Origin of the sequence: Mastigocoleus testarum BC008 (assembly GCF_001456025.1) — a bacterium.
In the GTDB taxonomy this organism is placed as follows: domain Bacteria; phylum Cyanobacteriota; class Cyanobacteriia; order Cyanobacteriales; family Nostocaceae; genus Mastigocoleus; species Mastigocoleus testarum.
The window spans coordinates 42,095-64,874 of sequence record NZ_LMTZ01000134.1; the positions used below are offsets into that span (position 1 = coordinate 42,095).

At 37.3% G+C, this 22,780-nt stretch carries 16 protein-coding genes; 9 read left to right on the forward strand and 7 right to left on the reverse strand.

Annotated features, from left to right (window positions below; all coding sequences use genetic code 11):
* Positions 1 to 75: 75 nt before the first annotated feature.
* On the reverse strand, positions 76 to 2,217 hold the full coding sequence (locus BC008_RS35545) for a sensor histidine kinase (RefSeq protein ID WP_027842611.1): 2,142 nt from the start codon (positions 2,215 to 2,217) through the stop codon (positions 76 to 78).
* A gap of 676 nt (positions 2,218 to 2,893) precedes the next feature.
* On the opposite strand from BC008_RS35545, the gene BC008_RS35550 reads away from it, so the two are divergent.
* Positions 2,894 to 3,706 (forward strand): DUF1838 domain-containing protein, encoded by an 813-nt coding sequence (locus BC008_RS35550; RefSeq protein WP_058184316.1) that lies wholly within the window; start codon positions 2,894 to 2,896, stop codon positions 3,704 to 3,706.
* 71 nt (positions 3,707 to 3,777) lie between these two features.
* On the opposite strand, the gene BC008_RS35555 is transcribed toward BC008_RS35550, so the two are convergent.
* On the reverse strand, positions 3,778 to 6,183 hold the full coding sequence (locus BC008_RS35555; protein WP_082650705.1) for a CHASE2 domain-containing serine/threonine-protein kinase: 2,406 nt from the start codon (positions 6,181 to 6,183) through the stop codon (positions 3,778 to 3,780).
* Positions 6,184 to 6,318: 135 nt separating this feature from the next.
* Between BC008_RS35555 and BC008_RS49945 the strand changes: the two genes are divergently transcribed.
* The gene (locus BC008_RS49945) at positions 6,319 to 6,468 is read left to right on the forward strand and encodes a hypothetical protein (RefSeq protein WP_161938199.1); all 150 of its coding nucleotides are present in this window, start codon (positions 6,319 to 6,321) and stop codon (positions 6,466 to 6,468) included.
* A gap of 212 nt (positions 6,469 to 6,680) precedes the next feature.
* On the opposite strand, the gene BC008_RS35560 is transcribed toward BC008_RS49945, so the two are convergent.
* From BC008_RS35560 to BC008_RS35570, 3 genes are all read right to left on the reverse strand, one after another.
* A complete protein-coding gene (locus BC008_RS35560; RefSeq protein ID WP_027842609.1) occupies positions 6,681 to 7,310 on the reverse strand; it encodes a J domain-containing protein in 630 nt (209 codons plus the stop codon).
* A gap of 335 nt (positions 7,311 to 7,645) precedes the next feature.
* Positions 7,646 to 8,239 (reverse strand): ATP-dependent Clp protease proteolytic subunit, encoded by a 594-nt coding sequence (locus tag BC008_RS35565; protein WP_027842608.1) that lies wholly within the window; start codon positions 8,237 to 8,239, stop codon positions 7,646 to 7,648.
* Positions 8,240 to 8,298: 59 nt separating this feature from the next.
* Positions 8,299 to 8,961, reverse strand: coding sequence for an ATP-dependent Clp protease proteolytic subunit (locus tag BC008_RS35570; protein ID WP_027842607.1), 663 nt, complete (start codon positions 8,959 to 8,961; stop codon positions 8,299 to 8,301).
* Between the two features lie 352 nt (positions 8,962 to 9,313).
* Between BC008_RS35570 and BC008_RS35575 the strand changes: the two genes are divergently transcribed.
* The 7 genes from BC008_RS35575 to BC008_RS35605 all read left to right on the forward strand — a co-directional run bounded on the left by BC008_RS35575 (position 9,314) and on the right by BC008_RS35605 (position 18,249).
* Entirely contained in the window at positions 9,314 to 10,561 is a 1,248-nt protein-coding gene (locus BC008_RS35575) for a vWA domain-containing protein (RefSeq protein ID WP_027842606.1), read from the forward strand.
* A 467-nt stretch (positions 10,562 to 11,028) separates the two neighbouring features.
* Positions 11,029 to 11,526 (forward strand): hypothetical protein, encoded by a 498-nt coding sequence (locus BC008_RS35580; RefSeq protein WP_027842605.1) that lies wholly within the window; start codon positions 11,029 to 11,031, stop codon positions 11,524 to 11,526.
* 230 nt (positions 11,527 to 11,756) lie between these two features.
* Positions 11,757 to 12,218 (forward strand): hypothetical protein, encoded by a 462-nt coding sequence (locus tag BC008_RS35585; protein ID WP_058184314.1) that lies wholly within the window; start codon positions 11,757 to 11,759, stop codon positions 12,216 to 12,218.
* A 2-nt stretch (positions 12,219 to 12,220) separates the two neighbouring features.
* Entirely contained in the window at positions 12,221 to 13,102 is an 882-nt protein-coding gene (locus BC008_RS35590; protein WP_235595988.1) for a fimbrial biogenesis chaperone, read from the forward strand.
* Positions 13,103 to 13,245: 143 nt separating this feature from the next.
* A complete protein-coding gene (locus BC008_RS35595; protein ID WP_058184312.1) occupies positions 13,246 to 16,062 on the forward strand; it encodes a carboxypeptidase-like regulatory domain-containing protein in 2,817 nt (938 codons plus the stop codon).
* Between the two features lie 173 nt (positions 16,063 to 16,235).
* A complete protein-coding gene (locus BC008_RS35600) occupies positions 16,236 to 17,330 on the forward strand; it encodes a D-alanine--D-alanine ligase family protein (protein WP_027842603.1) in 1,095 nt (364 codons plus the stop codon).
* Positions 17,331 to 17,517: 187 nt separating this feature from the next.
* A complete protein-coding gene (locus BC008_RS35605; RefSeq protein ID WP_027842602.1) occupies positions 17,518 to 18,249 on the forward strand; it encodes a hypothetical protein in 732 nt (243 codons plus the stop codon).
* Positions 18,250 to 18,658: 409 nt separating this feature from the next.
* Here BC008_RS35605 and BC008_RS35610 read toward each other — a convergent pair whose 3' ends face one another.
* Together BC008_RS35610 and BC008_RS35615 are read right to left on the reverse strand one after the other, a co-directional pair.
* Entirely contained in the window at positions 18,659 to 20,263 is a 1,605-nt protein-coding gene (locus BC008_RS35610; protein WP_027842601.1) for a metallophosphoesterase family protein, read from the reverse strand.
* A gap of 227 nt (positions 20,264 to 20,490) precedes the next feature.
* Positions 20,491 to 22,326, reverse strand: coding sequence for an ABC transporter ATP-binding protein (locus BC008_RS35615; RefSeq protein WP_027842600.1), 1,836 nt, complete (start codon positions 22,324 to 22,326; stop codon positions 20,491 to 20,493).
* Positions 22,327 to 22,780 lie beyond the last annotated feature (454 nt).

Genomic DNA, 22,780 nt, shown 5'->3' on the forward strand with positions numbered 1-22,780 from the left:
AGACNAGTCAGGAGTAGAATCTGCTTTATAACTGACTTTCAGTTTTTGAACTGTACCTCACTTAGTTGCAATCCGCTATAACTCAATAGTTTGTTGAATCGGTATCTTCACGACAAATTCAGTTCCTTCACCTAAATTAGAGTTACATGAGATGCTACCATGATGTTTTTCCACAACAATTTGATAGCTAATTGAAAGACCTAATCCCGTACCTTTACCAACTGGTTTGGTAGTAAAAAAAGGTTCAAATAACTTAGAGCTAACTTCTCTATCTATTCCTTGTCCATTATCTTTGATTTTAATTACTATCCAGTTTGATTTGAGCCGCTCAGTATAAATCCAAATTTTAGGTGAATGTACATTTATGGTGTGTTCGTTTAAGGCATCAATTGCATTACTAATCAAATTCATAAATACTTGATTTATTTGACCTGCGTAGCATTCAACTAAAGGAATATTGCCATATTCTTTAATAACATCTATTTCAGGACGATCTATATTTTCTTTCAACCTATTTGCTAAAATTATTAATGTGTTGTCAATCCCTTCATGGATATTAACTGCTTTAAATTCGGCTTCATCGACTCGAGAAAAATTACGTAGAGAATTAACGATTTCCTTAATACGCTCAGAACCTACTTCCATAGAATTCAGAAGTTTGGGCAAATCTTTTTGTAAGAAATCAACATCTATAGCTTCAACTTTAGCCTTAATTGTAGAATCTGGTTCGGGATATTTTATTTGGTAAATTTGTAATAATTCAATTAGATTTTGTGTATATTCTTTCGCGTAATCGAGATTACCATAAATAAAGTTGACAGGATTATTAATTTCGTGAGCAATCCCTGCGACCATTTGACCCAAACCAGACATTTTCTCTGTTTGAATTAACTGATTCTGAGTATTTTGGAGTTGTTCTAAAGTACCTTGTAGTTGTTGCATTTGTTGCAAAATAGTTCTATCGCGTCTAGCAATTTGTTCTACCATTAAGTTAAAACTATGTGCTAACTCTCCTATTTCATCTTGTGCGATTACCTCCGCTCGTGCTTGTAAGTCTCCCGTCGAAAAATCCTGAGCGGCTTTCTGTAAACACTTTATTGGATAGACAATCGCTCTTCCTAACAAGATTGCTAACCCAATGTCGATTGCCAATGCTATAATTGCAACCACCCCTTGAACAAACAAATTATCTCTGAGTAAAAGATTTAAATCTCTTTCTGGAGTTCCTCTGACTAAAACTGCTACAGGTTGTTTTGCAAAATTATTAATTGATTGTGCTGCTATAGTATAAGTATTATTTCCTACTTTTAAACGTGTAGTTGCTACTTGACCAGGTTTTTCAACAGCAAGTTTAAGTAAGAAATTATTTTCTAAAGGAACATTAAATCGATATTTATTATAATACTTTTCATTTCTTTGATTTAAATTTTTATCTCGATTTTCTCGATGTTGTCTCCTTTCTAAAGCGGCTGTAACAAGACTAAATTTTCCGGTGGATTGATGTAGATAAATAGCACTATAACCACCTCCAGTAGCATTAAGAATTTGTTTAACTATTTGTGACTGATGATTAATTACATCACCAGAAAGTAAAGCTCCTAAAACTTCCCCTGTCTTAGGGTCTTGTACTGGTGTAACAGTATAACGAATTAATATATCCTCGCCTTTTACTTCTGAAGGTAATGGTAAATCCCTTTGATATAGCTCTTTTTCGTTAATTATTTCAGTAGTTTTAATTTGTGTATTAGATTCCAAAACTTTACTGACCAAATTATTTGGATTGTATATTTCACCACTCTTATCAGTTTTGCCATTAACAATTACCCGTAAATCTTTTCCCACTAAAACAGCATCTTCAATCTCTCTGGCTGTAATTTCATTTTGGAGAATTTGTTTAACTTGTTTTTGCAAACTAGGATTTAAATTTCTTGAACCTTTACTTTCCTTGAGTGCATTAATAATAGCTATATTATCTGACTGACCGCGAAAACCAAATCCCATTTGGTTAATTTTGATATCATAGCTCATCTGGCTGACTATTAACTCAGATTTAGCCTGATGAAATAATATACTTTGTCCCCCAGTAACAATTAAAATTGCTCCGACTCCAACTAATCCAATAGTTGAAATAATTTCTGAAGCAAATAACCCAGTTAGCTGCTTGCGTCGAATCGGTAAATTATAAAACCAGCGGACAAGGAAACTCTTATGAGTCATAAACCATAAATCAAAAGTAAAATTAAATCAATTTAAAAATATATTTTTAATCTATTTATAAAGTATAAATTTTTAATATCAACCCCCAGTATCTATAGCTGTATATTTTTTTCAAATCCGGACTAAAGAGAATTTATCTGTTATTTCGATCTGCAGTAAATAGCTTTGGGAAAATATCTAGATTTTTTCGTTTTCATTACAGTTATTACTGATGCTCTTCCCATAGTTCCTTCGTAATAGTTACCCTGGATATAGGGAATGCATTTAGATACTAAATGAATTTATATTGGGATTGATTTATTTTTCTATCAATTCATGATTTGTAACTTTCCCAACGTCCCATATGTAATTGCATTTACCTAAAGCCCAAGTATTTTGAGTATTTTTTATGTCAATTGCACTACAAACTCCATTTACTTACAGAAAGCCAACTTTTTAATATAACCTTCAGTTTCTTTGATTGGCAAGGGATTTATAACCTATCGCCAGATTTAATACTTCCCGTTAATCTAGGTTAAGTTAAAACTAAAAGTTACATGGAGCTGCATCTGTCTCAGCATATGCATCTGAGCAAAAGATTGCTTTTGACTCAAAACTACAGAATTATTTTTTCTAAGCAGATACATATTCTTGAGATTTATTGGCTCCTATTCATACCATACATATATTTTTAGTTATGATTGCCAACATCCAAGAATTTGATACCCAATACTGGGTAAAAACTCGTGCATCTCTAAACCCCGAACAATCTACTTTTTTATTTTGGAATGGTTCGATATACGCATCTATCCCAGGGAAAAAGAGAAAACTATTGTTTAATCTTATAGGAGTAAGTGTCAGTCGGTGCATTCCCAATGCTGGTGGAGGATGGGATTATATTTCTAGGGAACTCAACTATTATTTACATCCAGTAACAAATGAAGTTTTGCGTAGGTGGGAAAATCCTTGGACAAGGGAAACAGTTCCAATTGTTCAAATTGTTAATAATCCAGTACAAGGATACTTTAAAGGCAAGTTTCCGGCTTATGTAGATGGTGACAGAACAACTTTTGCATTTGATATTTTTCCCACTTATCCTAATCCTTTAACCAAAGAACCAAAATTTGTTGAATATAGCCCCCAACCAACTTATGAAACAGCAGAATTTTTCAAACTCACAGTTTCTACTGCAGACTTACTTGATTTGAAAGTCAAGACTGTATCTAAACTTGAATTAAACTGGAACAGAACAGGTCAATGGCTTCCCTGGATGAGAATGGGAAAGTTCCCAGGCTACCTAATATATGCTGCTCGTGGCAAGAAAGCTAATGACTTTACACAGTTACCAAAAATATTGCAAAAGGAAATTAACACTCGTTGTCCGTCATACAAAGAAGCACCAAGTTCTCATTACAACGTTGAAGGAATGACAACGTCCGGAATTTACTTCAAGCAACATTTTAATGCTTGCTTTGATTCCCAAAATCAATCATATCCAAAAGCAGGGTAAGATTTCTTTGGTTGGTAATTGGTAATTGGTAATGAAAAATATGAGATGATTGAGTATAGCTTATTTGTAAACTAAGCTATTGATTTTAAATCTTTTAAAACCTCTGCAGCAGATTGATATCGCTCGGAAAAGTGGTAGCATATCATCTTATCCAAAATCATTGCCAATTCATCACTCACTTGTACATTCTGTCGCCAAAAGATATTTCCTGTGTCTCGATCTAGCGTCAACTCCTGTGGAAATATTCCTGTTAATGCTTGAATGCCAATCATACCCACAGCATATATATCACTCGCCAAGCGGGGATGTCCGGCAAATTGTTCTGGTGGTGTATATCCCCTAGTCCCAATTGCAACTGTAGCTAATTCTGTTTGTTCTGCGTCTAGCGGCTGCATTTTCTTGACTGCGCCAAAGTCAATCAATACTAAACGGCGATCTAATTTATTTCTGATTATATTACTGGGTTTGATATCTCGATGAATCACTCGGTGTTTGTGAATGAAATTGAGAATTTCCAAAATTTCTATCAACATTTCAATTACAGAGATTTCGTTCCACATCCGATTACTTGTCGATAATTCAGTTTCCAAGGATTGACCTCGAATGTATTCTTCTACTAGATAAAATTCTTGGTTTTCTTCAAAATATGCTAGTAATTCTGGAATTTGAGGATGTTTACCTACAGTCTCCAAAATTTCAGCTTCAGCATCAAATAATCTTCTCGCAACTTGTAAAAATCTTGTATCTCTGCGTGCAGGCATTAGTTGCTTGACCACACAAGTTGGATTTCCAGGACGTTGGGTATCTTTGGCTAAATAAGTACAGCCAAAACCACCTTGACCGAGTATTCTTTTAATTTCATATCTTTGGGAAAGTAAAGAAGGTGGAGAAGAAAAAGACCTAGAATAAGCAGGACTGATTTGCGAATGCGGCTTATCTAATAATTCATCTTCTTGTCCAGATTTTTCTTGTTGTTTAGATATTTTTGGTTGTTTAGATTTATCTTCTTGTTGGGCTATGTCTTGAACTGCAGAATTTTCTTTGAGAAGAAGATCTAATTGTTCGATAGCTTCCTTTTGTTTCGCAACTTGTAGAATAATTAATTTAGTTTGCTGCTGCACTTGGTAATTGATATAAGTCATCATACCAGCACTAGAAATTACTAAAGCGAGAGCAGGGGGTATTATAGGTATCCAAATTGCTTGTAAAAATGCTAGATAACAAATTCCCACCAAAGCAGCAAAAACTATACTCCCACACACCGATAAAATAATTGGATTTCTCAAGCGCCACCCAAAAAAAGCACCCATCGCCGCCCACAACCATATCCATATCACCTCAAGTTGCTCGGGTAAATAACCAATCAAAGGACGATGATCCAACGCAGTACTAATTAGTTGACTTGCAATTTGAGCGTGAATATATACTGAAGCAGTTGAATATTGTGGTTCTTCAGAATTCGTGTAGGGAGTGTAAACAGAATTGTCTTGGTTGCGGTCTGTAATACCGATAATTACCAATCTATCTTGAATAATACTAGGTTTAACTCCATTTTCGAGAATATCAGAAAGACTTACTGTCTGGACAAATTTATCGAGACGGCGATCAAGATGGCGGTAATTCAATAATATTTGGTGACCTCTGGAATCAAGATTTTTATAGCCACCGGAATTTACTGTTAATCCTGGTAATAAAATTTCACCTACTTGAAATGGTTCAACTTCGTAATCAATACCTTCTTCTTTCAGATAGTCAATCGCCAATAAGGTTGCAAAGGAGTATTCTGCTTTACATTGATTCTCTGAAGTTTCAGATAAATCGATTTTGGAAGTTAGTAAACTGCGACGAATTGTTCGATCTGCGTCGGGAAGTAGATCGTTAAAACCTATATTTACTTCAGGAAAGTTCGGTGGTGGGGGAATTTCCTCTTTAGTTTTAGTTCTGTGGGTACAAGCAGTAATAAGATTTTCTATATTTTGACCAGAAGCTAAATTTTTTTGTTGTGGGCGCAGGATATTTAAACCAATGATACGTGGTTTATGGGACTGTATTTTCTCTAACAACTTATTAATCAAGTCGTCGGAAAGGGGATTTGAATAATTTTGACGATCCTTACCGTCAATACCAACTATCAATAGTCGTTTGTCAACAGGTTCAGATGGACGAATGCGCAGCATTTGGTCGTAAGTATTTAATTCCCAATCTTCCAACCATCTGATTTCTCTTATTCCTAATATTAAAGCTGCTACTCCAGCACTACCAATTGTAAGTAATCCCAAGTACTCGATCGCATTTCTATTGCGATCTAAGGATTTTATGGAAGTAATACCTAAGTTTTTCTGGCTTAGGTTGGTGTGCTCGCTACCCTGGTATCTCGAAGCACGATGAGAATCACTTGGTGGGGGCAAAAAAAAGAAATTGTGTAAACGTAAAGGATTTTTTTTACTTGTCAATACAGCACGAATTTTTTTGAACATGCTGATAATTAATGGTATAAATTACGACTTTGCGTTGAAAGTATGTTTAGAGATTTAGGATACTTTATCTCCGAATACATTATTTATTCTTCGTCAATTTTCATGTTCTGACCTAACTTAATAATACTGTAACTGATGTTTGCTGAAATAATTGCTTTGCCAACACCACAAGGTCATAATAGTAGAGATATAGATTTTGCTTCAAAGCTGACAGGTAAGAAGGGCAAAGAAACAGGAAATATTCTCAATCAAATATATAAGCACAAAAAATTCTTCTATCGCTAAGTATTTCCAGACACAAACATAGCCAGAAAATATATGGATAGAAGAATGAAATCTTGAAACTAATATGACTGAGATTAACTATTTAGTTTTATCAAAAGCCATAATTACCCCGAGTTCATATAATTTAGGTTAAATTTATGTCTCGTCATTTATCACTTGTTATTTATATTTTGTTTTATTTCAAGTGACAAATGACCAGTGGTGCACAACCATTAAAGAATTTTTTCCAAGTATTTAAAATCCCGCTGTACCTCTTTTTGTAAACTTTTATTTTTCGGGTCGGCTTTGAGAGCTTTTTTAAGATAGATTCTCGCTTTAAGTAATTTTCTTTGGGCAATTAGTTGTTTTGCCCACATTTGATAGCAAATAGCCTGCCACTGACGAACTTCTGCATCTTGTGGTAAACGCTGTACTAGAGCTTCCACTAGGGCTGTAGCCTGGGGAAAACGTCTTTGTTTTAAGAATTGCAGTAATTGTTTGTAAGTTTTCCACTTGAGTCGATTTTCAGTTTCAGAAAGGTTGGGAGGCTTTGTTCTTGACTTGTTCTTGGTTTTTACTTTTTCCTTCGTTGATACCTCTTTGCCATTAGCTTTATTTTCCGAATATATTGAGTTTGCCTGAGAAGAAGAGGTTTGCTGTTGATGTGTTTTATGTGGTGGTACCACTTTTAACAGCAACTTGTATGCTTCAGTAACGGCAATAAATTTTTCTTTTGCTCTTTTATCATTGGGGTTTGTGTCAGGATGATATCGCTGCGCCAAGCGCCGATAAGACGATTTAATCTCACTAGCGGAGGCTCCTGACCTTAAACCTAATAAACGGTAGCAGTCTACAACATCCATTGGCTGTTAGCTATCTTTACTTCGAAACGGCAATTAGCTACAAGCTTAAAACAATCAGGTGATAATCATATAGATTATTTTTTTTCTTGAAAGTTCGTAATTAACAATTATGAGTAATAAGTAATGAGTAATAAGTAACAAGTAAGAAATACTTAGTGTTGTTTGTGTACTGTAAAAGCGTGCCTTAAACTGACAACTGGTAACTGGCAACTGTTAACTGATATTACTGTTAACTAATATTAAAGCGTGCTATTAAACTCATAGAGACGCACCTTAGCACGTCTCTACATCAAACCCGAAGACCAAGAATATTTGGATTTTGGGTAAAATAATATTTACGGACGATCTTCAATTACTTTGTCAATCAAGCCGTACTTTTTTGCTTCATGAGCAGACATAAAGAAATCGCGATCCATATCTTTCTCAATCTTTTCGATCCCCTGACCGGTATTTTGAGCGTAAATACCATTGAGTTGGTGACGAATTCGCAGAATTTCTTTTGCTTCAATTTCAATATCAGTGGCTTGTCCGCGAGTTCCACCAGATGGTTGGTGAATCATAATTCGCGAATGTGGTAGCGCTAAACGCTTACCTTTGGTACCAGCAGCTAGCAAAAACGACCCCATCGAAGCGGCTAAACCAACACAAATTGTTACCACATCTGATTTAATGTGTTGCATAGTGTCGTAAATTGCCAAGCCGGAGGTAACAACACCACCGGGAGAATTGATATAAAGAGAAATATCTTTACCCGGATCTTCTGAATCTAAGTAAAGCATAATAGCGATAATTTGGTTCGCGACTTCATCATTAATGTCTCGTCCCAAGAAAATAATGCGTTCCCTTGCGAGACGATCGTAAATTTCAATCCATTGAGTGTATTGTCCTCCCGGCATCCGGTATGGAACTTTAGGAACGCCTATAGGCATTTTTGCTACTCCGTTTTTATAATAATGAATTTGGTGTTTTCGACCTGCAAGTTATTTATTTAGATCACTCCTGCTGGTAGGACGGGATCGGCAACTTCTTCTTTTTCGAAAACTTTATCGATTAAACCGTACTCCACTGCTTGATGGGGGGTCATGTAGAAAAGACGATCCATATCTTTCTCAATTTTTTCGTAGGACTGTCCGGTTGTTTCAGACAAAATATCAATCATTGTCTTCTTGTTTGCCAAAACTTCCTTTGCCCGAATTTGGATATCCGTTGCTTGTCCTTGGGCGTAACTCTTTGGTTGGTGAAGGACAATGGTCCCATGGGGCAAACTGGCGCGACAACCTTTAGTTCCTGCACCTAAAAGCATTGCTGACATCCCCATAGCCGAACCAATACAAATGGTATGAATTGGTGGCTTGGTATATCTCATTGTGTCATAAATTGCAAACGCTTCGGTTTCAAAACCCACTGGTTCGCCACTATAACTGGAAGTACCAGTAGAATTGATATAGACTTTAATTGGTTTCTCTGGATCGTCAGACTCTAAGTACAGCAATTGAGCTATTATTAGTTCCGTGACAGCAGGCACTAATGGCATGCCAAGATAAATAATTCGCTCCTTCAATAACAAAGAAGGTAGGTCTGGTGGGGGGGTACGGTTCGGATTATCCGCGTAGTAGGGGGCTTGCACAGCCTTGATGGGGGAAGTTTCCATAGCAACTGTTGCCTGAATAAATGCCGTTAACTGTAATACATACTAGCGCGACGCCAGCTTTGGTGGAGGTGTGGATTCCTGCTACTTTTAAAATTTGTTAGATTTTCTTCTTTTTTTATAGTTAAATTTGGATTGGGGAATGAGAAATTGGGGATATTAACGCGTGCTCCTGCAGGTGAATCGTAAGGATGAGAAACTAAATTCTTCTTCCAGACCCTAAGTTAGTTTCTCTTAACGACAGATTGTGAATATTATTAACGTATTTTTTACATAAAGTTTTTCCGTAGTGCTGATATCGCACTATGAAGTTATTTATGAATACGTATTGTGCCAACAATAGGAAGTTTGGGTTATGAAGGTTAGCTTGGAGCCGGTGTTGAGTGATGCGAGTTTAGATGCCAATCAGCAAAATTCTCAACGTCAGTTGGCTGTTTCTATTTCTGCTGAGCCTCAAAGTTTAGACCGTAATGTCCCCCTGAACCTATGTTTGATTCTTGACCATAGTGGTTCAATGACGGGGCGACCTTTGGAAACTGTAAAAAAAGCTGCAAATCGCTTAGTTGATCGACTCAAAGTTGGAGATCGCTTGAGTGTAATTGCTTTCGACCATCGAGCAAAAGTCCTAGTTCCAAATCAAGCAATTGAAAGTCCTGAAAAGATTAAACAGCAAATTAACCGTTTAAGTGCAGATGGCGGTACCGCAATTGATGAAGGTTTACGTTTGGGAATAGAAGAATTAGCAAAAGGAAAAAGAGAAAGTATTTCCCAGGCGTTTTTGTTAACTGATGGTGAAAACGAGCATGGCGATAATCACCGGTGTTTAAAGTTTGCTGAGCTCGCAACTAGCTACAACTTAACTTTGAATTCTTTCGGGTTTGGCGATAACTGGAACCAAGATATTTTAGAAAATATTGCTGATGCAGGGGGTGGTAGTTTATCTCATATCCAAAAACTCGACCAAGTCGAGGAAAAGTTCAACCAAATGTTTGATCGAATTCAAACTGTGGGTTTAACAAATGCTCATTTAAGATTTTCTTTAATGCCTAGGGTGCGGCTAGCCGAACTCAAACCGGTTGCGCAAGTCTGTCCGGATACAATTGAATTGCCAGTACAACCAGAAGCTGATGGTATTTTTTCTGTTCGTCTGGGAGACCTGATGAAAGATGTAGAACGGGTAGTATTGACAAATATCTACTTGGGGCAGTTTCCTGAAGGCAAAAATACTATTGCTAAGTTACAAGTAATTTATGACGATCCATCGAAAAATGAAACTGGTATAAGTTCTGATATTATTTGTATAGAAATTAATTCAACGTCCGCTTATCAGCCTGTAGTTGATTCGGAAGTACAAAAACATATTTTGGCTTTGGGCAAATACCGACAAACGCAGTTGGCAGAAACGAAACTGCAAGAAGGCGATCGCGCTGGTGCTGCAACTTTACTACAAACTGCAGCTAAAACTGCTTTACAAATGGGAGATACCGGGGCAGCTACTGTTTTACAAACATCTGCAACTCGCTTGCAAGCAGGAAAAGAATTGTCTGAATCTGATCGCAAGAAAACTAGAATTGTCTCAAAAACAACGTTACAAGATTCATAGTTTCAGTAACTATAACTTCAGAATCCATAACTTTAGGATTCATGAATTTAAGACTGGTAGCCTTAGGGCCAAGCAAGGGATTGGTTGTAGTACCGATCCCATTATTTTAGGTAATTTGAGATTTATAGCAACGAAAACCTCGTTTAGGACATCGTAATTTTGGTTTAAAGGGAACAGGGAACAGAAAAATGTCCTAAAAATTGTGGCAATTGGGATATAAAATAACTAGCCCGTGAGCAAAGGCTTAGGTATTATCACTCTTAACAATGTATTTTTTGTAGAGCTATATTCTAAGCATGTTTGGCTCTGTTCTATTCACTTATCTTTGAATTTGTAATTATTTATCGTCTTTCAACATCGTGGATACCATGCAATATCGGTAACACGGACATCAATGACTCTTACAAATTTAACGTTCCAAAATTTAAACACCCATTTTTATTGACTTAGAGGAAAAGGATTTATTTATGCTGCGTCGTCTTTTATTCGCTTCTGCATTAATTTTGGTAAGTACAACAGCGTTCACTTCTGAAGCCAAAGCTCAAACTGCTACTACAGGTACTGTGGAATTCAGTGGAGTAGTTGGTGGTGCTTGCACTTTTAGCGATCCTGTTGCTGGTATTCTTGTACCCAACACAACAGGCGATGCTTTAGGTAGTGATTCTAGTAATCCTGAGTATTCTGAAGGCTCTGAGGCTACGATTGATATTAACTGTACTACTGGTGCAACTTTGAGTATTGCCGAACCAGTTGCTACTGGCGATCCACTCACCGGTGCTACTTTGTCCGCAAATGCTACAAGTAGTAATTTAGGTCTGGATTTTGCTTCTGATGGTAGTGGTGCGAAAAATACTATTGCTAGTGGTGAGCAAGATACAATTAGAGTAAATATGTCGGCGAGTAATGGTGCTAATCTGGATCCTGGTACTTACAGTTATGAAGTAGTTATTACTGCCACTCCTTAAGCTTAGAAAAAATAGCAGTCTTGTGTCCATCCGAGTCTGAATCCTTTGGATGGAACAATAACTGCAATTATAGGAAAATATAAATTTTATTTCAGGAATGCTACCATATAACGTTCCTGAAATTTGGTTTTTGCGTATTAAAAAAACTTTGGTTTTTGTGATTTCAAAAACTAAATTCTGTGTTAAGAATAAACGGAAAGTTATGCATAAATATCTAAGAATTAAGCGAAATGGTAAGTCGTTTATTACTAATTTCGGTTTTGACACTAGCAGTTAATTTCGTAGAATCTCACATTGCATTAGCTGAAAATTTTACTTCGCATTTATGCAGTTTTAGTGAGAAAAATTCTGGTACTTTAGTTCCTGAGACTGGAATGCATTCCACTAGACTCGTGAGTTTCGAAACAGCTGGTGGTTCCCCAACAGAAATCTCTATCACCTGTAAGCAAGCTGTAAATTTCAGTGTATTAAAGCCAATTCAGCTTGCTGGTCCTGCAATTGAACCGACATCTACCTTTGTCAGGGTGGAAACATCTTCTGGAAAATCAATCAGTTCCGATGAAATTTCTACTCTCTCTTTACCAATGGGAACAACTACTTTGCTGTTTAACTTAGCAATCGATGGAGGAAAGCCTCTTCCAGCAGGAAATTATAGATATGGTTTTAAGTTTAATGTTGTCAGTTCTGAATAAATATGATTTGCAATAAGATTCTAGAAAATAAAATTTTAGGAAATAAGATTATAGACAAGCAAAAATTAGGTAATAAGGGCAATAAACTCTTTGTTCAAGTCATTACTTCTGTTTGTCTATCTGCTTTAACTGTATTTCCTAACCTCGCTAAAGCTCAAGTCGGAGTTTCGCCGTTAATAATACAAAGTGAAGCCCGACGGGGACAAGCTCAAGGAATGATTACAATTAAGAATACTGGCAATACTCGTAAACGAGTACGTCTATATGCTCAACCTTTTACCTATAGTCGTGACGCCGGTTTTCAAATATTGAAATCTAGTCCGAACGATCTCACCCCATATCTGCAATTTTCACCTCGAGAATTAACTATTCCACCAAATACGCGACGTCGAGTGCGTTTATATACTCGCATGCCTCCAAATTTACCTGACAGAGAATTAAGGGCTGTGGTCTTTAATGAAACACTGAAACAGACTAAAGATGGTGATGGAAATAATGTTGCGTTAAAAACCCGAATTGGGGTCACTGTATTTGTTGCTAATGGAGATATTGCATCAGAATTAAAGATAGATAAAGCTGGCTTCAATCGCAAGAAAGAGCAAATTCAACTTTTGGTTAGTAACAAAGGTAATGAGACTGTTAGACCCAAAATACGTTGGAAATTAAGTCACGGAAAGACTACAATTCACGCTGACGAAACAAGAAAAAATTTTGTAATTGCACAAAGCGATCGCAATATATTGTTAAATTTTCCTGCTAAAAAACAACTCGCTCCTGGTATTTATCAACTAAGTGGAAACTTGGAATGGAAAGAAGATGAAGATGTTCGGAAGCTACCCTTCAATGTAAATGTTACTATTCCGACTTCAGATGCAGTTAAATAAATCTATGATTTAACAATAAGCAATTAAATAATATTATTGTTAGTCTCAGTGTATTTTCGGGAAAGCTATTGATGTAGAGGAGGCATTGCATGGCAATGTCTCCTAATTTATGAAAAATTTTACTTACAAAAAATAAGTATACTGTGAAATATAGGTTATATCGTTTTGGTTATTACTTAATTACTTTTCTACTCCTGAAATATTATTTGTTTTATTTACCAGTTAGGGCTAATGCTTTAATTGTTAATGTCAAAAAATCATCTATACAGACTTTAGTCCAATTACTTAAAGAATCAAAGAGGAACTCAAAAAATCGCTCCGATTCTGTTCGCGATCAATATCAAAAAAAAACTTTGGTGCAAAGACTTAAAGACACCAAAAAAACTCCTGTAGCAAAAATAAATCTATCAGAAATAAGGGAACAAAAGGAAGAACTACTGAGTAATATAACTTGGGTGCAATTGCTTAAGGATTTCCAAGAAATGAATGTATTCCCCGTCGGTATAAATGTAGGGGTACGCAATGGTAATCGCAGTATTTTGATCCGGGGAGCGGAGGATGGGGAAAAAGCTGTTAACTTTAATAATTGGTTGATTCCCTATGATGCTGTTGTCGATGTATTGAATATAGATATTACAACTTTGTCCGACGGTCAGTTGGAAGCGCGTTCTCCTGGAGTTGTGATTCGAATCGATCCGAAAAAACTTACTAGCGATAAAGAGTTAGGACTCGTATTTTCTATTGGACAGATAAGAAGACTGTTTGGAGTTGATGCAGAATTTGATATTAATGAATATGCAATTATTTTAGAAGTACCTTGGAAAAATGGTTCTCGACGTGGAGTTACAGACCAAGAAGTTCCTATAATTTTTGATGGTTTACCGAGTTTCAAAGCAAAAAATTTTAATCTGACAGCGATCGAACAAAGAATAGACGCAAGCGGTAGGGGTAATACTTCGACATCATTGCGAGGAGATTTCCTTGCTGTGGGTAGCGCTTTTGGTGGTTCGTGGTTTGTGCGTACTGACCAAAGAGATTTAGAAAATCAAAGCAGTTGGAGAATTTCTGAAGCGCAGTTTTTACATCAAACAGATAAAGTAGATTACTTTCTTGGTTCTCAGTCAACTTTTTGGGATACCAGAAGTGGAAATAGGTATTGGGGTTTTACCTATATTCAAAGACAGGGTTTCACACCACTAAAGCCTTTTGGTGGAGGTTTTTCATCACCTCGTCAACGTCTGCAAGCGGATGAAATTGGACGTACTATAACTGGTGAAGCAGAACCAGGAACTTTAGTTCAGTTGGTTAGAGGTGTAAGTAATATTATTGCTGAAATATTGGTGGATTCTTCTGGTATTTACCGTTTTGAGAATATTAAGACAAAAGGTAATTCCTTCAATAAACTCCGCGTTTTTTTGTATCCCCAGGGACGATTAACAGCTCGACCAGAAATTCGGAATGCAAGCTATTCAAGCTTACCAGGACAAATTCCCGTAGGTGCTTCTGCTTGGGTATTCTCTGGTGGTTGGGATAGAGAATTTGCGGAAAACAGTTTTTTGGGATTTGGCGAACTTACTGATTTTAGTGGTGCAGTCGCTAGACGTTGGGGCGTTTCTGACAATTTTACGGTTGGTTTGGGTGGAGTATACGACAATTCAGCTAAAGGTTTAGCAGAAATTTTTTATCTTCCCGATGGTTTCCCCTTAAAAGTTGCGATTTCGGCTTTGATGGGTAATGAAGCTGATATAGTTTCTGACATTCGCTTTAATCCCTCTCGTAACTTATATGCAAGCTTCACTAGCGATCGCTTATCCAATCGTTTTAATGTAAATTGGCGCTTGGGAAGAGGTTTGAGTTTATTTGCAAATACTTCCAGCCAGAGTGGAACTGCTTCTGGCGTACAACTAAATTTTAGCGGCAAACATTTCTATACATTTGCCCGTGCAAGCATAGATACAGAAAATCGGTTTCGTTGGAATTGGTTACAACGTTTAGGTAATCTCAAATTAACCCAACGTGGAAATGAAATTGGTACTTTCTCAGAATTGACCTACAACTTATCAAATAACAGCAGTTTTTTAAATACCGGTAATTCTTTTTTATTAAATTACGAAACCCGCAGTCGCAATCGCAATGATAATTTGTTAACTCTAGGATGGCAATATCGTTCTCAAGAACGTGCTAGGGATGGTAATTACCGTTGGGAAGGACGATTGGGCTATGGTATTGGCTCCCAGGGTAATGGTTTAATCGCATCGTTAGGTACCACCGTATTACCAGGAATTATGTTACGGGCTCGATATGAAGGAGTGTCTTTAACCTCAGATACATCTAGTTTTAAAATTGATTTAGTTTCCAGTTTAAATTTGCAAGGTGGTCTCAGCCCAGGGGATCGGCGCTCTAGAGACTTACGTACTCAGGGTGGTCTGTTAGTGAGACCATTTTTTGACAAAAATAATAATGGAAAGCGGGACAAAGGAGAAAAAATATATACTGAAACATCAGAATTATTACTTGCTGTAAATAATCGTCCCCTTAAAACCTTACGACCACAAATTAGTAGCGATCGCATTAGTATACGTTTAGTTCCAGGTAGTTACAGATTGGATTTAGATCCTGCAGGTTATCCTTTAGATTGGCAATCAGAAAAAAATGCTTTCGCGGTTGATGTGGTTGCAGGTAGTTATACGTCTGTGAATTTACCCTTAGTTCGTTCCTATAGTCGGTCGGGTATAGTCACAAATCAAACAGGTGAACCTGTCGCAGGAGTTAGAGTAGAAGTGATCGCAACTAGAGATCCTAACAAACGCAAATTTTCTGTTACTAATACTGCTGGAGTTTATTATCTGGAAAGATTACAACAAGGTGAATATAAATTATTGGTCGACGATCAACTTGTAGACACTCTTAAAATTGAAAAATCCTCAGAACCATTCCAAGAACTTAATTTACAGATATAGAAAATATTTGTCAGTTATTAGTTAACAGTTAACAGTTATCAGGAGCAAAATATTGGTTAGTTTCTGGAAGTTTTTCTGACATACCTAATTGCTTGTCGCCTATTGCTTATCACTAATCCCCAATAACGATTATGATAACCTATTTGCAATCAGCAATAATAAGGGTATTTTAAATGACAAAGCTGCAGATTGGGTTATTGTTTGGCGGTTGTTCTGGAGAACATGAAGTTTCAATAGTTTCTGCAAGAGCAATAAATGCGGCTTTAAATGCAGAACGAAATACTGATAAGTACGAAATATTGCCATTTTACATTCAAAAAAATGGTGTTTGGCAAGGAAATGAAATTGCAAATCAGATTTTAGTTTCAGGTCAAGCCTTAGAAAAGCCGAACGCAACAAATATTAATACAAAATCCAGTTTGTGGGAATTTCCACCCCAAGCCTCAGAAGTAGATGTCTGGTTTCCCGTTCTCCATGGTCCCAATGGTGAGGATGGTACGATTCAAGGCTTACTAACTTTAATGCAAGTTCCTTTTGTTGGTTCTGGAGTTTTAGGCTCGGCTGTAGGAATGGATAAAATTGCGATGAAAACAGCTTTCGCTCAAGCTGGACTCCCACAGGTTAAGTATATGACCTTAACGCGATCGCAAATTTGGTCTAATCCCTGTGTGTTTCCTAAACTCTGCGATGAAATTGAAAATTATTTAAACTATCCCTGCTTTGTTAAACCTGCAAATCTTGGTTCTTCGGTGGGGATCGCAAAGGTGCGATCGCGTCAAGAACTAGAAACAGCTCTCGACAACGCTGCTAGTTACGACCGTCGAGTGATTGTTGAAGCAGGTGTTGTTGCTCGGGAAGTAGAATGTGCTGTTCTAGGTAACGATAACCCTAAAGTCTCTGCAATCGGAGAAATATCTTTTGAAAGTGATTTTTACGACTACGAAACAAAATACACTCAAGGCAAAGCAGACTTATCGATCCCAGCAGCACTTCCAGACACAATCAGCAATCAAATCCGGGAAATGGCAATTAAAGCATTTGCAACCGTTGATGCTTCTGGTTTAGCGAGAGTTGATTTTTTCTATGTCGAAAGCACCGGTGAAGTATTAATTAATGAAATTAATACCTTCCCAGGATTTACTGATACCAGTATGTATCCTAGACTATGGGGATATAGCGGCATACCCTTTCCTGAATTAGTAGATAAATTGATTGAATTGGCACTGGAAAGACATAAAACCCCGGAAATAGAAGCATTGATAAATTAAATCTGTAAAAAAACACCTAATTACCCCAAAATTATGTTTTTTTGAGATAATTATTGAAATATTGCGATCTAATTATCTCAGAAAAATTATTGAATCTGCAATTTAAGTACGGATACGTATTTATCGCCTACTCGATTAAAATTACAATTTAGAGGGGCTTATAAATAGTACAAATCTGAAAATAATTATGGAAAACACTCAGAATGTACAGAATCAATCATCCCAAGTACAAACACCCAAACCCGAACAGAAAACAGCTAAATTCAAACTAATTTCTTCTGGGAATATTCTGATACAGACATTTGTTAAATATCATTGGCTGTTTTTAATTGGATTTCTAGGAGTATTCATCGGTGGTGCTACTATCTCTTTATACAGTTTGACCCATGTTGAACTACTAAAAAGTGAACAAGTAGATAGAGTTACAGTTGAATTAGAAGAATCAATTAAACCAACACGCCAAGAAGTTAATCCGGTTCCTTTATGGATGGTAGCAGCAATTGCTTTTAGCTGTGCGAGTGGATGTTTGTTGTTATGTCGATGGCTTAATGGTCCAGTTAAACCCAAACAATATATAAGATCGAAGGTTCGCGATCGCAAACCTGCAGCAAAACCCCATGAATCTGTTGCACAAAATAATTCTTCCATAAAGAAGAAGAAAAGAAAATTTGTGCGATCGCCGCAGACAGAAATACCGCAAACTAACCCATATCGCAATCGTGCTACCCAAATATCATCAATGAAGCGGGTACCGAGTCAGAAGAAACCCATTGCAGCTATTCTTCCACCACAGTCAAAAAGTGTTTTTCCTAAAACCCAGGGACTTAACACTAAGCAATCCTTAGCCAACCAAGTAGACTTACGCAAAGAGAATTCTTTGTTAAATTTTCTACAAAAAAGTAATCTTTCAGCAAAATAAAGTCTTGCACCTTGAAAGTTTTTTACTTCAAAAGGTCGCAAAATAATTAAATAAGGGGGTTTTCCTTAGCTGATTTTTCTATATCTACTAGGGAATATCGGGGGTTCTATTTGTTTAAAATAGTTTGTTTTAATGGTTTTGTTTTTTAATAATTGTGTTTACAGTGCTACGCAATTAGGTCAGGATATTGATGGGCCCTGTTTGTCCTACGGACACGCGCTTAACCTGCGGCGTCGTCGGAGGAGCTGAGCACTCTAGCTTAGCTGGGCTACTACGGAGCCGCTACCTACGGATCCGCTAACGTCGTAGACGCGCTAAAAGCTGTGAGTCGTAAACATTTGCTCGCCCGTAGGGGGCGGTCTGTTTTAACTTTTGTTAGCAAAGCAAAGCTATTTTGACTTTTCCGTATCTAGCTCAATCCAATTGGATTTATTGTAAGTGGTTCAATTTCCGGGTGGTACCACTGATGCTGATGTCTTTCGGCAACAAAAGGTATAATAAAAAACTGTAAAGGATTACCTTTTTTGACGTTTATTCTAATTCCAGAATAGGGACGTCTTTTATCAGAACCCTGACCGCTACGACCAATAAACCGTTGACCAATAGCAACTTTACGAACTTCTGTTCCAGATTCTGTGAAAAAAGTTTCGGTCAGTTCTGCTCCTTCCTCACGTTGACGACGCAAGCTAAACCCACTACCACCACAAACAATCCAATTGAGATTGGAATCAGCGTGACCAGTATCTAGGGTCTGAAGGTGTTCAAAACAGTGAGCGTGACCGTTAAGAATTAAGTCTACTATTGGACTTTGTGAGGGTAAGCAACCAAGTTTTTCAACCACATTATCTAAGACTTTACGCAAACGATGACGAACAGCCAAAGTTTGTGCTTGTCCCCATTTTGTTGCTTCTGTAACATAGGGTGGATGGTGAAAGTAAATGATTCGTCCCCGGACTGCTCGATCTTCCCAAGATTTAATTAATCTTTCCTCTAACCAATGAAGTTGTTCGAAGTCGATGATTTTACTTTTATTGTGATTGAGTTGTTTGTCGAGATCCATTTTGATCTCATCTAATTGCTCTAACTTAGCATTGAGATCGTCAATTTTTTCGGCTTCCTCCGGAATGTAACCCTTAAGTATGCTGATGGTTGCAATGATTTGCTGTTGTTCTTGTTCTACTTTTAATCTCTCTGTAGCTAAAAGTCTACGCTCATCATGTTCTGATTGGCTGTGAATCTCATTCACATTAGCCGGTGTTAAAGGTTCGTTAAAAGTACTGGAATCAAGGGCAAAAAAATCAATTCCCCTATAGCGGAAAGTATAATAACGGTTAGGCAAACGGGTAAATTCGCCCGGTACATAGCGCAAACACCTACCGAAATCAGTTTTACCAGTATAATGGGAATTTAAATGATATTCTAATTTTTCCTGAGAATTAAATCGTTTTAAGTAGTCGATAAAAGCCCGTGCGTAAGCATCCCCCTTATAGGAACTATTCCAACTCAAATCTAAATCTTTATAGCCAAAAAACCGACGTAAAGGGAGAGTGGCTCCAGCTAACAAACGATAAAAAAGCGGCACTTCATAATAGTCATGATTGCCGGGAACTGGTAAAAAGGGTTGATTAAAAGTCATATTATCGTAGGAAATGTGTTCGTAGTTCTCACCACCTACTAAAAATTCCCGGTAAGGCTTAATAAAGTTCTCTGGGTAATAATCGCGAGAACCTACCAGGTACATTACGTCCCCGGTATGTAAAACAAAACTACATTCATCCCGATGGGGAAGCATCAATTCAGCTATTTTCCTCTGGGGATTATGAGTTCGGTGCGGTCCAGAACCACTATCACCAATTACTAAAAACGAAAATTCCTCGCTTTCTTCTTTCCCGTCATCAATAACCATACTGGTTTGGTCAATTGAGCGAGAGACAATGCTCGGGTGCGACCAACGCACCCGTTCTTTCATCTTTTGAATTTTTACTGCAATTGAAGGTTCTGTGATAACTTTCATTTTGTTTCGGTTGATGTGTATTCGGCTAATCTCTCTGGCTAATCTTTTAGCTAATACTTTTGACTAATATCTATTCTGTTGCAGTATGTTTACTTGATATACAAATGATGCGTGACTGAAAAGTTCCAGAAATTATTTCCAGAAATTAGTTCCAGAAATTATAATTTACCAATCGCGGGCCGACTCTTAACCATGATTGTACCTGAGTATTATTAAGTTTTGTCAATTTAACGATAACCAGCAGCTTGCAGATGAAACAACTTTGCATATAGTCCTTGTAGCTGCAATAATTCTTCATGAGTTCCTTCTTCGATAATTTCTCCAAACTCAATGACCAAAATTTTGTCAGCCATCCGCACAGTAGAGAAACGATGGGAAATTAAAAACACCATCTGACTTTTAGTGCTAGTGCGAAAGTGATTAAAAATCTCAAACTCTGCTTGGGGATCCATGGCTGAGGTCGGTTCATCTAAAACTAAAATTTCAGCTTTACTGCGCATAAAAGCTCGAGAAAGGGCTATTTTTTGCCACTGACCACCAGAAAGTTCTTGTCCTCCTTTGAACCAACGACCTAACTGGGTACGAAAACCTTGGGGTAAATTTTTAATAAAAGGTCGCGCCATTCCCATTTCCGCAGCTACTTCCCAACGGCTTGAATCTTCAAGATTCTCCACTTCACCGACGCCAATATTTTCGCCAACTGTAAATTGATAGCGGACAAAATTTTGGAAAATCACACTGATGCGTTGTCGCAGTACCTCCACATCCCATTCTTGTAAGTCCAAACCATCCAGTAAAATTCTGCCGGACTCGGGATTATATAGTCGAGTTAATAGTTTAATTAGAGTAGTCTTTCCGGAACCATTTTCACCCACAATAGCTAGTTTTTCCCCCGGTTGGAGATGAAAGGAGATATTTTTTAAAGCCGGTTTAGAGCTACCTGGATAGGAAAAGGATACATTTTCAAAACGAATTCCATCTCCCGGATAGATTCCCTTAGTTGCTTCTCCTCTGGATTGGGGGACTTTCTCTTCTAAGAATTCATAGAGGTTAGATAAATATAAGTTATCCTCGTACATTCCTCCAATTGAGGTGAGTGCTTCCGAAAAAGTTCTTTGTCCTTGACGAAAAACGGTCAGATACATCGTCATTTCTCCGAGAGAAATTCGATTAGCAACTGTTTCGATAACTATCCAACCATAAGCCAGATATAGGGCTCCGGTACTGAGTAAACTCAATAAGTATCCCCACAAACCCCGTCGTAAAGTTAAGTTTTTGTCTTCGCCATAAATTTGGTGAAATATGTTGTGATAACGTCCAAGCAACATTTCTCCTAATTTATAAAGTTTTACTTCCTTGGCAAAATCTTCTCTAGCGACTAAAGTTTCTAAATAACGCTGTTGGCGAGTTTCTGGAGCGCGCCAACGAAATAGTCGAAAAGCTTGTCCTGCAAATTTAGTTTCGGCGATAAAAGCTGGGATGGCTGCTAAAACTAAGATGAAAACAGCCCAAAGCGAAAAGCTGACTAGCAAAGCACCATAAGTTAAAAGGGAAAGAGCACTTTGCACCAAACCAAAAGTACGATTGACTAACGATAATGGGCGAGTAGAGGCTTCTCTTCTCGCATTGCTCATTTTATCGTAGAATTCTGAATCTTCAAACTGCGCCAACTCCAGTGTCAATGCTTTTTCTAAAATCAATACATTTACTCTCTGTGCAAGTAATACTCGCAATAAAGATTGACAAACTGTAAGTCCTCGTTGACTCGCTGCAAGTAAAGCTATGGCGATCGCCTCTAAACCCACATAAATCAAAGGATGATAAAGACTGTTAGAAATACCACTGTTAAAAGTACCAACATTTCGAGCTTGGACTACAGCATCTACAATTAACTTACCGATGTAAGCAACTGCTGCAGGCAAAAGACCTGCGATTAAAGTCAAAGCAGCAATTGAAATAGTTAAAGTACGATTAGTCGTCCAAACTAAACCTATGGCTCGCCCGCTGTAGCGAAAAACTGCCAACAATTGGCGGAGGGCGTTAATTTTTCTGCGAATGCTCATACATTAATTATACCCGAACTATACTCATTCGAAGTATTAACCCAGGCACAAAAAAATTATCAGTTAGAAATTTAACTTATTAATTAAAACTATAATTTTACTTACTATTGGGAGCGAAAATATATCGAAAATATATATTCTCCGACCGTATTCAAAAATCTTCTTACAAAACGAGTTTAAAAATTGACCGACTGCGTTGGAAGGAGGAGGGAAGAGGGGGTAGAGAGGGGGAGTTTAATTAATGAGGACGTTGCACGAAACTAAATAACAAGCTTCCCACACTCCCCATCAATTCAAAGTTTGTTCATGCACGCTACGTGCGGATGAGTCTTAACGAGCGTGCCATTCGATACAAGCCCATTAATTTATTAACGGAGTCCCTTCTTCCTCCCTACTCCTTCCTTCGTTAAGTAGCGATACTACGTCATTGAATTTGAGTTGACGAATTTACCTT

Excerpts from the sequence above, each read along its gene's own strand:
- BC008_RS35610 (WP_027842601.1), bottom strand. The coding sequence starts at position 20,263 with ATGAAAGTTATCACAGAACCTTCAATTGCAGTAAAAATTCAAAAGATG.
- BC008_RS35565 (WP_027842608.1), bottom strand. The coding sequence starts at position 8,239 with ATGCCTATAGGCGTTCCTAAAGTTCCATACCGGATGCCGGGAGGACAA.
- BC008_RS35580 (WP_027842605.1), top strand. The coding sequence starts at position 11,029 with ATGCTGCGTCGTCTTTTATTCGCTTCTGCATTAATTTTGGTAAGTACA.
- BC008_RS35570 (WP_027842607.1), bottom strand. The coding sequence starts at position 8,961 with ATGGAAACTTCCCCCATCAAGGCTGTGCAAGCCCCCTACTACGCGGAT.
- BC008_RS35615 (WP_027842600.1), bottom strand. The coding sequence starts at position 22,326 with ATGAGCATTCGCAGAAAAATTAACGCCCTCCGCCAATTGTTGGCAGTT.
- BC008_RS35600 (WP_027842603.1), top strand. The coding sequence starts at position 16,236 with ATGACAAAGCTGCAGATTGGGTTATTGTTTGGCGGTTGTTCTGGAGAA.
- BC008_RS35560 (WP_027842609.1), bottom strand. The coding sequence starts at position 7,310 with ATGGATGTTGTAGACTGCTACCGTTTATTAGGTTTAAGGTCAGGAGCC.
- BC008_RS35585 (WP_058184314.1), top strand. The coding sequence starts at position 11,757 with ATGGTAAGTCGTTTATTACTAATTTCGGTTTTGACACTAGCAGTTAAT.
- BC008_RS35575 (WP_027842606.1), top strand. The coding sequence starts at position 9,314 with ATGAAGGTTAGCTTGGAGCCGGTGTTGAGTGATGCGAGTTTAGATGCC.
- BC008_RS35555 (WP_082650705.1), bottom strand. The coding sequence starts at position 6,183 with ATGTTCAAAAAAATTCGTGCTGTATTGACAAGTAAAAAAAATCCTTTA.
- BC008_RS35605 (WP_027842602.1), top strand. The coding sequence starts at position 17,518 with ATGGAAAACACTCAGAATGTACAGAATCAATCATCCCAAGTACAAACA.
- BC008_RS35590 (WP_235595988.1), top strand. The coding sequence starts at position 12,221 with ATGATTTGCAATAAGATTCTAGAAAATAAAATTTTAGGAAATAAGATT.
- BC008_RS35545 (WP_027842611.1), bottom strand. The coding sequence starts at position 2,217 with ATGACTCATAAGAGTTTCCTTGTCCGCTGGTTTTATAATTTACCGATT.
- BC008_RS49945 (WP_161938199.1), top strand. The coding sequence starts at position 6,319 with ATGTTTGCTGAAATAATTGCTTTGCCAACACCACAAGGTCATAATAGT.
- BC008_RS35550 (WP_058184316.1), top strand. The coding sequence starts at position 2,894 with ATGATTGCCAACATCCAAGAATTTGATACCCAATACTGGGTAAAAACT.